This window comes from Pseudarthrobacter sp. fls2-241-R2A-127, assembly GCF_030209355.1.
Classification (GTDB): Bacteria; Actinomycetota; Actinomycetes; order Actinomycetales; family Micrococcaceae; genus Arthrobacter.
Genome location: NZ_JARVSF010000016.1, coordinates 117,363 through 126,627 on the forward strand (window position 1 = coordinate 117,363; position 9,265 = coordinate 126,627).

A 9,265-nucleotide genomic window follows, 5' to 3' on the forward strand; every position below is an offset into this window, starting at 1 on the left:
CAGAAGTGACTACAGAGAATTTTGACGGCGCAGCGTCCCTTGAGGACCGGATCCTCGGCGGGCTGGACGCCGAACAGCGTGAAGTGGCCAGCACTCTCAACGGTCCGTTGTGCGTGCTGGCAGGAGCGGGCACGGGCAAGACGCGCGCCATCACGCACCGCATCGCCTACGGCGTCCATTCAGGGGTCTACAGTCCCCAACGACTCCTCGCGGTGACCTTCACCGCCCGGGCCGCGGCCGAGATGCGCAGCCGCCTGCGGGACTTGGGCGCCGGCAATGTCCAGGCAAGGACCTTCCACGCCGCCGCGCTGCGTCAACTTCAGTTCTTTTGGCCGCAGGCGGTGGGCGGCACCCTGCCGAACCTGTTGGACCACAAGGCCCAGATCCTTGCTGAGGCAGCCAGGCGGCTGAGGCTCAGCACCGACCGCGCTTCCATCCGCGACCTCGCCTCGGAGATTGAATGGGCCAAGGTGTCCATGTTGACGCCTGCCAACTACCTGGAGAACGCGCAGGGACGGGGCGCACCCGGTGGATTCGACCTCACGGCCGTGGCCCGGGTCTTCCAGTCCTATGAAGATGTCAAAACGGACCGCAACGTGATCGACTTCGAGGATGTCCTGCTGATCACGGTGGGCATCCTGCAGGAGGACGAGAAGGTGGCGGCCACGGTCCGGGAGCAGTACCGGCACTTCGTAGTGGACGAATACCAGGACGTTTCCCCGTTGCAGCAGCGGCTTCTGGAGCTTTGGCTCGGTGGCCGCGACGAACTCTGCGTGGTGGGCGACGCCAGCCAGACCATCTACTCCTTCACCGGAGCGTCACCCCGGCACCTGCTGGACTTCAAGGCTCGGTATCCGCAGGCCAACGTGGTCAAGCTGATCCGCGACTACCGTTCCACGCCCCAGGTGGTGAAGATGGCCAACGACCTGCTGGCCGGCCGGCGCAGCGGCGGCCCCGCTGCCGATGCCGCCTGGGCCACGCCCCTGCAGCTCGTTGCCCAGCGTCCCGCCGGCCCCGTGCCGCAGTTCACCGAATGCACGGATGACGAAGCCGAAGCTGCCACCGTGGCGCAAAAAATCAAGGCGCTGCTCGAGGCCGGGACACCGGCCAGCGAGGTCGCTGTCCTTTTCCGCACCAATGGACAGTCCGAGGCATACGAGCAGGCGCTGGCCGCGGCGGGGATCGGCTACCAGTTGCGGGGCGGCGAACGCTTCTTCGCCCGCAAGGAGGTCCGGGATGCCATCCTCCAGCTCCGCGCCGCCACCAGGGCCGTGAGTGAAACGGATTCCCCGGAACCGCTCGGCCAGCTGGTCCGGGACATTGTTTCCTCCCTCGGCTACACGGACTCCGCACCCCACAGCGGGGGAGCGCTTCGTGAACGGTGGGAGTCATTGGCGGCGCTGGTGGCACTGGCCGATGAACTGGCGCAGAACCGCGGTCCGGAATTCGGGCTTGGGGACTTCGTCAACGAGCTCCAGGAGCGGTCCCTCGCCCAGCACGCCCCCACCGTGCAGGGCGTGACGCTCGCGTCCCTGCACGCAGCCAAGGGCTTGGAATGGGATGCCGTGTTCCTGGTGGGGCTCAGCGAAGGCCTGATGCCCATTTCGTTCGCGGATTCGCCCGAGTCGGTGGACGAGGAACGCCGGTTGCTGTACGTCGGCATCACCCGCGCCCGTGAACACCTCTCGCTGTCCTGGAGCACGGCACGGACTCCCGGCAGCCGGGCCAACCGCAAACCGTCCCGTTTCCTTGACGGGCTGCGGCCCGATTCCGTCGCAAGTTCCAGCGCCCGCAGCAAGGGTACGGTTCCGCGCCGCAAGGCCGCCGCTCCGGCAGTCTGCCGGGTCTGTGGCAGCATGCTGTCCACCGGGGCGGAGCGTAAGGTGGGCCGCTGCAACGCGTGTCCCCCCAGCTACGAGGAACAGACCTTCGACGCCCTCCGGAACTGGCGGCGCGACGTCGCCCAGTCCGCTGACGTCCCGGCTTTCGTCGTTTTCACCGATGCCACCCTCACGGCGATTGCCGAGGCGCGTCCGGCGTCACTGGAAGAGCTTGCCGGGCTTGCCGGCATTGGTCCTTCCAAGCTTGAACGCTACGGGGAAGACGTCTTGAAGGTCCTTGCCGAAAGCAGCGTGCTGTGAGGCGGGGCAGCCCGCCAGGAAACAGCCACCAGCAGCCGGCAGCCGTCCTGACCACCACCGGTGGAGCCCCCGTGGAGGTGCGGCGGTCCGCGCGCCGCACCCGGACCGTGGCGGCATTCTGGGAGAACGGCACCGCGGTGGTTGCCATTCCCGCACGGTTTACTGCGGCCCAGGAACGTGAGTGGGTCCACCGGATGCTGGCAAAGCTGCACAAGCAGGGGGAGCGGCCTGCGGCCTCGGGCCGGCGGCGGCCCGCCACGGACGAGGCCCTGGCGGCCCATGCCGCCCGGCTGTCCACCACCTACCTTGGCGGGCGGGCAACGCCCACATCAGTTCGCTGGGTCAGCAACCAAAACTCGCGGTGGGGTTCTGCGACCCCCGCAGAGGGAACCATCCGACTGTCGGACAAACTGCGCCCCATGCCGCAGTGGGTGATCGACTACGTCCTGCTGCACGAATTGGCACACCTCCTGGTGGCCTCGCACAACACGGCGTTCTGGCAGCTGCTGGAGGCCTATCCCGAAACCGGGCGAGCAAAGGCGTTCCTGGAAGGAGTCTCTTATGCCACGTCACGGGGCCTGGACAGGGACACCGCACCCTCGGGCCGTGAGCCCGTCCACAGCGGGGATACCTGGCCGGGCGACGCCGACTAGGACAACGCAGCGTCCGGCACCAAAAGACCGGCAGACCCCAAAACACCGGCCTGGCCCTAAACACCGGCACGACTTAAATCAACGCCACGCTGCGTCTTAAACGCACGGGCGCGGCCGGGAACCCAGGCCGCGCCCGTAACTGTCAGCCCTTCGGCTGGTCCGGGCCGCCGTCGTCGTCGTCCTTGCTGTCGGTGTCCTGGCCGCCGTTGTCCGCGTCCGGGCCTTCGTCAGTGGCCGGGGCCTCGTCGAACCCGCCGCTGAGCAACTTCTGCAGGGCGTCGTCCACCTCGCTGTCGCTGGCTTCGGCGAGCTTGCGGCGTGAGCTGAAGCCCTTCGGGTCATCGAGGTCTTCGGCGGTGGGAAGAAGATCGGGGTGGTGCCAGATAGCGTCCCGCCCTTCGATGCCGCGCTCCTCCTTCAGCGTTGCCCACAGTGTGGCGGCGTCGCGCAGGCGGCGCGGCCGCAGCTCCAGACCCACCAGGGAGGCAAATGCGTGTTCGGCGGGACCGCCGGTGGCCCTGCGCCGCCGCACAGTTTCCCGCAGGGCGCCCGCGGAGGGCAGCAGTTTCTCGGTGGCGGCCGCAGTGAGTTCGTCCACCCAGCCTTCCACCAGCGCCAGCGCCGTCTCGAGCTTCTCCAGTGCCTGTTCCTGGGCGGGGGTGCGCTGCGGCATGAACACGCCCTGGGAGAGTGCCTCCTGGATGCCTTCCGGGTTGCTCGGGTCGATGTCGCGGGCGAGCTCCTCGATGCGGGATGTGTCGATGTGGATGCCTCGGGCGTACGCCTCGATGGCGCCCAGCAGGTGGCCGCGCAGCCACGGAACCTGCACGAACAGGCGGGCGTGCGCGGCTTCCCGGACGGCGAGGAAGAGCCGGATGTCGTTCTCGGGCAGCGAAAGGCCTTCCCCGAAGGCCGTGACGTTGGCGGGCAGGAGCGCCATTTCCAGGTCGACCAATGGGACGCCGATGTCGGTGGAACTGACAACATCCTTGGACAAGGCGCCGATGGCCTGCCCCAGCTGCATGCCGAAGATGGCCCCACCCATGTTCTGCAGCATCGAGGAGGCGCCGCCCATCATGGACTTCATTTCCTCGGGCATCTGCTCCGTCATGGCGGAGGACAGGGCATTGGCGATGCTGTTGGCCACCGGTTCGGTCAGCCGCTTCCACGTGCCCAGCGTCGCCTCCACCCACTCCGCACGGGACCAGGCCTTGCCGATCAGTCCGGTGGCGGGCAGGTCCGTTACCGGGTCCAGCCAGAGCTCGGCCAGGCGGAGTGCTTCGTCGACGTCCCGTGACTGCTGGGCGGTGACTAACGGGTCCGAACTGCCGGCGGCCACGCGCCGGGCGTTGTCGTGCGCCAGGGTCCAGTTGACGGGGCCCTCGGAGGGCGCACTCATCATCGCCTGCACCTGCGAGAACATCTGGGCCAGCAGGTTGGGGTCGTCGGGCAGGCCGGCAGCCTTGGCGAGCTCGGCGGGATCGAAGTTTTCCATCCCCTTGCCGCCCATCAGGTTTTGCAGCATCTCGGTCAACGGATCCTTGGGATTGTCGTCGCCGTTGGACGGATTGAGTGGGTTGGAGGTCATGGTCCCGCCGATCGATGGTGTGACTGTTGATCAATCTTCACGGTACCCCGGCTGTGGTCGGCTGTCTGCCGCCCGCCGCCGTCGTTCGCTCTAGGCAAAGCGTCCCGCCACACCCTTCACCGCGTACTGTTGGTGGGGTGACTACAACCCGTGGCGGCCATTCCTCCGAGGACCACGTTCCCGAGCTTCGCCCCTCCTCCGATCCGGAACCAACGCTGGGCGCCGGCTCCTTTGACGGCCAGGACGGCAGCGGCCCGGCAGGTGCGCCAGGCAATGCAGTGGCGGACGACGGCGGACGGCCGCGCAGGCGCCTGTCCACCATGATGGTTGCCGGGCTGGCTGCGCTGGGGCTGGGCATCGCCGTTGGCACCCTTCCGGTGCCGTATGTCATCGAGTCGCCAGGGCCCACGTACAACACGCTGGGGGAGAGCCAGGGGCATCCGGTTATCAGTGTGAGCGGCCACGAGACCTACCCCGCAGCGGGAAGCCTGGACCTGACCACGGTGTACGTGGACGGTGGTCCTACGGGGTCCGTCAGCATCCTCTCTGCCTTCTCCGCGTGGCTGGACAGTTCCAAGGCCGTCTATCCGGAAGAGCTGATCTACCCCACAGGCACCACCAAGGAAGCTGCCCAGGAGCAAAGCGCGGTGGCCATGACCACGTCACAGGAGAACGCCGTTGCCTCGGCCCTGAATGAACTTAAGATTCCTTTCAGCCAGCAGCTCCAGGCCGCGGACCTGTCAAAGGATTCGGCGTCGGCCGGGAAGATCCAGCAAGGCGACGTCCTGAAGACCATCAACGGCAAGGACATCACGTCCCTTTCGGTTATCCAGGATGAGCTGGCGGCAGGCAAGGGTGCTCCGGCGACGGTGACGGTGGAGCGCGCGGGCCAACCGGTCACCATGGACATCACGCCCAAGGACAACGGCCAGGGCCGCTACATTCTTGGCGTCATGCTGAAGTACCTGTTCAATTTCCCGTTCCAGGTGCAGATTTCCCTGGACAAAGTAGGCGGACCCAGCGCCGGGCTCATGTTCTCGCTGGGCATCATCGATACCGTTACCCCGGGTGACCTCACCGGGGGTAAGCACATCGCGGGCACGGGCACCATCGCCCCGGACGGAACGGTGGGTCCCATCGGCGGCATCGCCCAGAAGATGCGCGGTGCCCGTGCGGCCGGCGCCACCTTCTTCCTCGCACCATCCGCCAACTGCGACGAAGTGGCCGGCCACGTTCCGGCCGGCCTCCAGGTGGTCCGGGTGGAAAACCTGTCCCAGGCCCGGCACGCGGTGGAGGTGGCAGGCAGCGGCCAAGACACATCCGGGCTGCCCACCTGCGCAAACAACTAGACTTGGCGCAACTAGACTCGACAGGAACTAAGCTCCACCGCCACTCGTGGCACAGATGACGGACCAAACCAGCTGTTTTGGCCGGTAGGGTACGTCGCTCGCACGCTTCGAATATTCTGACGACCAGCTATGAGGTACCCAGTTTGTCCCGTCCCGCCAGCACCATGCCCACAGGCAGACCCCCTTCACGACGCGGCGCCCTGACGCCCACCCTGATCGTTGTCGCCCTGGTGGTAGTGGGCTTCATCTTCTTCGCCAACGTCTGGACCGACGTCCTCTGGTACCGGCAGCTGGGTTATATCGGGGTTTTCATTACCGAGAACCTCGCCAAGATCGCCACGTTCGTAGCCGGCTTCGCCATCATGTTCGCCGCTGTCTTCTTCGCTATCCGGATTGCCTACAACGCAAGGCCGGTCTACGCGCCGGACTCGGAGGTACGGGACAACCTCAACAGGTACCAGGCCCAGCTTGAGCCGGTCCGCCGGATCGTCATGGTGGGTCTTCCGGTCCTGTTTGGCCTGTTTGCGGGCAGCGCCGCCGCGAGCCAGTGGCAGAAGGTACTGCTTTTCTTCAACCAGGTGGGCTTCGGCCAAACCGACCCGCAGTTTGGCATGGACATCAGCTTCTACCTGATGACCTTGCCCTTCCTCGGGTTCGTGACCGGGTTCCTCATCAGCGTGGTGGTCATTGCTGGCATCGCGGGCATCCTCACCCACTACCTGTACGGCAGCATCCGGCTCATGGAGCGCGGCGTGTTCACCAGCCGGGCAGCACAGATCCATATCGCCGTGACGGGTGCAGCCTTCCTGGTGCTCCTGGGTGTCAACTTCTGGCTGGACCGCTTCTCGTCCGTGCAGAACAACGGAGGCCGTTGGGCCGGTGCCCTGTACACCGATGTCAACGCCGTCATCCCCACCAAGGCCATCCTCGCCGTCGCGGCCGCCCTGGTAGCGGTCCTCTTCATCGTTGCTGCCGTGATCGGCCGCTGGCGCCTGCCGGTGATCGGTACGGCCATGCTGATCATTACGTCCATCCTGGCCGGCGGCGTGTACCCCTGGGTGATCCAGCAGTTCCAGGTGCGTCCGTCCGAGCAGACGCTGGAAAGCCAGTACATCCAGCGCAACATTGACAACACCCGCAAGGCCTACGGGCTGGACGGCATCCAGGAAACCCGCTACGACGCCACGAACACGGCCAGCACCGGTGCGCTGGCGCCGGACGCCCAGACCACCGCCAACATCCGGCTCCTGGACCCGAACCTGATCTCTGACGCGTTCTCGCAGCTGGAACAGTACCGCCCGTACTACCAGTTCCCTAAGGCCCTCAACGTGGACCGCTACGAGGTGGACGGCAAGATCCAGGACACCGTCATCGCGGTGCGCGAGCTGAACCCCACCAACGTGCAGACCAACCAGCAGGGCTGGTTGAACCAGCACGTTGTGTACACGCACGGCTACGGGGTGGTGGCCGCCAAGGGCAACAAGTTCACGGTTGACGGCAAACCTGACTTCCTCCAGTCCGGCATTCCGTCCACCGGCGTCCTGGGCAGTGATTCCACTTACGAGCCGCGGATCTACTTCGGCGAGTCCTCGCCGGAATACTCGATCGTGGGAGCTCCCGACGGTGCCACCCCGCGGGAACAGGACCGCCCCTCCGGCAAGGAAGGGGAGGGCGAAACGCAGTACACCTTCAAGGGCAACGGCGGCCCGAATGTTGGTTCGTTCTTCAACAAGATCCTGTACGCCATCAAGTTCCAGTCCTCGGACCTGCTGCTCTCGGACGGTGTGAACTCCGAGTCGCAAATCCTGTACGACCGGAACCCCCGCGAACGTGTCCAGAAGGTGGCCCCGTACCTGACGGTGGACGGCGGCTCCTACCCGGCGCTGGTGGACGGCCGGGTCAAGTGGATCGTGGATGCTTACACCACCAGCCAGTATTACCCCTACTCGCAGCAGAAGCAGCTCTCCGATGCGACGGCTGATTCCCAGACCAGTTCCGGCCGTGCCGTGGCGCTGCCCAACAGCACGGTGAATTACATCCGGAACTCGGTCAAGGCCACGGTGGACGCCTATGACGGGTCGGTCACCCTGTATGCCTGGGACGATACCGATCCCGTACTGAAGGCGTGGCAGAAGGTCTTCCCGTCCTCGGTGAAGCCGTACTCCGAGATGTCCGGTGCGCTCATGAGCCACGTCCGCTACCCGGAGGACCTCTTCAAGGTCCAGCGTGAACTCCTGGGGCAGTACCACGTGACGGATCCCACCAGCTTCTACAAGAACAACGACGCGTGGAGCACCCCGGCCGATCCCACGGTGGACACGGACGTCAAGCAGCCGCCGTTCTACATGTCCCTGCAGATGCCTGACCAGCAGAAGCCGGCGTTCCAGCTGACGTCGTCGTTCATCCCGCAGATCGTCAACGGAAACGCGCGGAACGTCCTCTATGGCTTCCTGGCCGCCGACTCTGACGCCGGCAACCAGGCGGGTGTGAAGGCTGACGGCTACGGCAAGCTGCGGCTTCTGCAGATTCCGCCGGAGACCCAGGTGCCCGGTCCCGGGCAGGCGCAGAACAAGTTCAACTCGGACCCAACCGTGTCGCAGGCCCTTAACCTCTTGCGGCAGGGCGCGTCGGATGTACTGAACGGCAACCTGCTCACCCTGCCCGTGGGCGGCGGCATCCTCTATGTCCAGCCGGTGTACCTCAAGTCGACAGGCGAGACCTCCTACCCGACCCTGCAGCGCGTGCTGGTGGCGTTCGGCGACAAGGTTGGGTTCGCGCCCACCCTGGATGCAGCGTTGAAACAGCTCTTCGGCGGCGATTCGGGGGCAGCCGCGGGTGACTCGGCGAACAACGGGCAAACACCCCCCGGGCCGGCTGCGCCTTCGACGCCCGCGGAAGCGGACGCCAAGGCCCAGCTGAAGGCGGCACTGGATGACGCCAACTCGGCGATCCAGGCAGGCCAAACAGCCCTTGCAGGGGGCGACTTCGCCGCTTACGGCGAGGCACAGAAGAAGGTCGCGGCCGCATTGCAAAAGGCCATGGAGGCCGAAGCCAAGATTCCGGTGACCGCCCCGGAGGCCTCGCCGGCACCGGCAGCCTCCGGCTCACCGTCGGCGACGCCGTCGCCGTCAGCGAGCCGCTAATCCGACGACGCCGGCCCGGTATCCAAGCCTCCACGGAGGCGGGTGCCGGGCCAGCGTAACGGACGTCACGCCTTCCCGATTTGGCCTCCGGTTCACCTCCCGGTAAAGTAGTGCTTGCGACGCGGGGTGGAGCAGTTCGGTAGCTCGCTGGGCTCATAACCCAGAGGTCACAGGTTCAAATCCTGTCCCCGCAACTGGAAGAAAGGCCCGAACATTGGAAACAATGTTCGGGCCTTTTGCTTTGCCCGCCCGGTGGTGGCGGACCCGCCGGGTGGCCCGTCCGGGGGGTGCCCGGAGTGGTCGGGGCGGTCGCAAAAGTAGGGTAGTGTTGATCAAGCGACGCGGGGTGGAGCAGTTCGGTAGCTCGCTGGGCTCATAACCCAGAGGTCAC

The 9,265-nt window shown here is 66.0% G+C and carries 5 protein-coding genes and 1 tRNA gene; 5 read left to right on the forward strand and 1 reads right to left on the reverse strand.

Annotated features, from left to right (window positions below; all coding sequences use genetic code 11):
- Positions 1-5 precede the first annotated feature (5 nt).
- The gene (locus QRN53_RS13445) at positions 6-2,141 is read left to right on the forward strand and encodes an ATP-dependent helicase (protein ID WP_285244338.1); all 2,136 of its coding nucleotides are present in this window, start codon (positions 6-8) and stop codon (positions 2,139-2,141) included.
- Positions 2,138-2,794 (forward strand): M48 family metallopeptidase, encoded by a 657-nt coding sequence (locus QRN53_RS13450; RefSeq protein WP_285244339.1) that lies wholly within the window; start codon positions 2,138-2,140, stop codon positions 2,792-2,794. Before QRN53_RS13445 ends, QRN53_RS13450 begins: the two co-directional genes overlap by 4 nt.
- A gap of 142 nt (positions 2,795-2,936) precedes the next feature.
- On the opposite strand, the gene QRN53_RS13455 is transcribed toward QRN53_RS13450, so the two are convergent.
- Positions 2,937-4,382 carry a zinc-dependent metalloprotease gene (locus QRN53_RS13455; protein ID WP_285244340.1) on the reverse strand — a complete coding sequence of 482 codons (1,446 nt, stop codon included), beginning with the start codon at positions 4,380-4,382 and terminating at the stop codon, positions 2,937-2,939.
- Between the two features lie 137 nt (positions 4,383-4,519).
- Here QRN53_RS13455 and QRN53_RS13460 point away from each other — a divergent pair, with 137 nt between their 5' ends.
- From QRN53_RS13460 to QRN53_RS13470, 3 genes are all read left to right on the forward strand, one after another.
- On the forward strand, positions 4,520-5,731 hold the full coding sequence (locus QRN53_RS13460) for a YlbL family protein (protein WP_502934847.1): 1,212 nt from the start codon (positions 4,520-4,522) through the stop codon (positions 5,729-5,731).
- A gap of 164 nt (positions 5,732-5,895) precedes the next feature.
- A complete protein-coding gene (locus tag QRN53_RS13465) occupies positions 5,896-8,874 on the forward strand; it encodes a UPF0182 family membrane protein (RefSeq protein WP_285244341.1) in 2,979 nt (992 codons plus the stop codon).
- Positions 8,875-8,994: 120 nt separating this feature from the next.
- Positions 8,995-9,068, forward strand: a tRNA-Met gene (locus tag QRN53_RS13470).
- Positions 9,069-9,265: the final 197 nt, after the last annotated feature.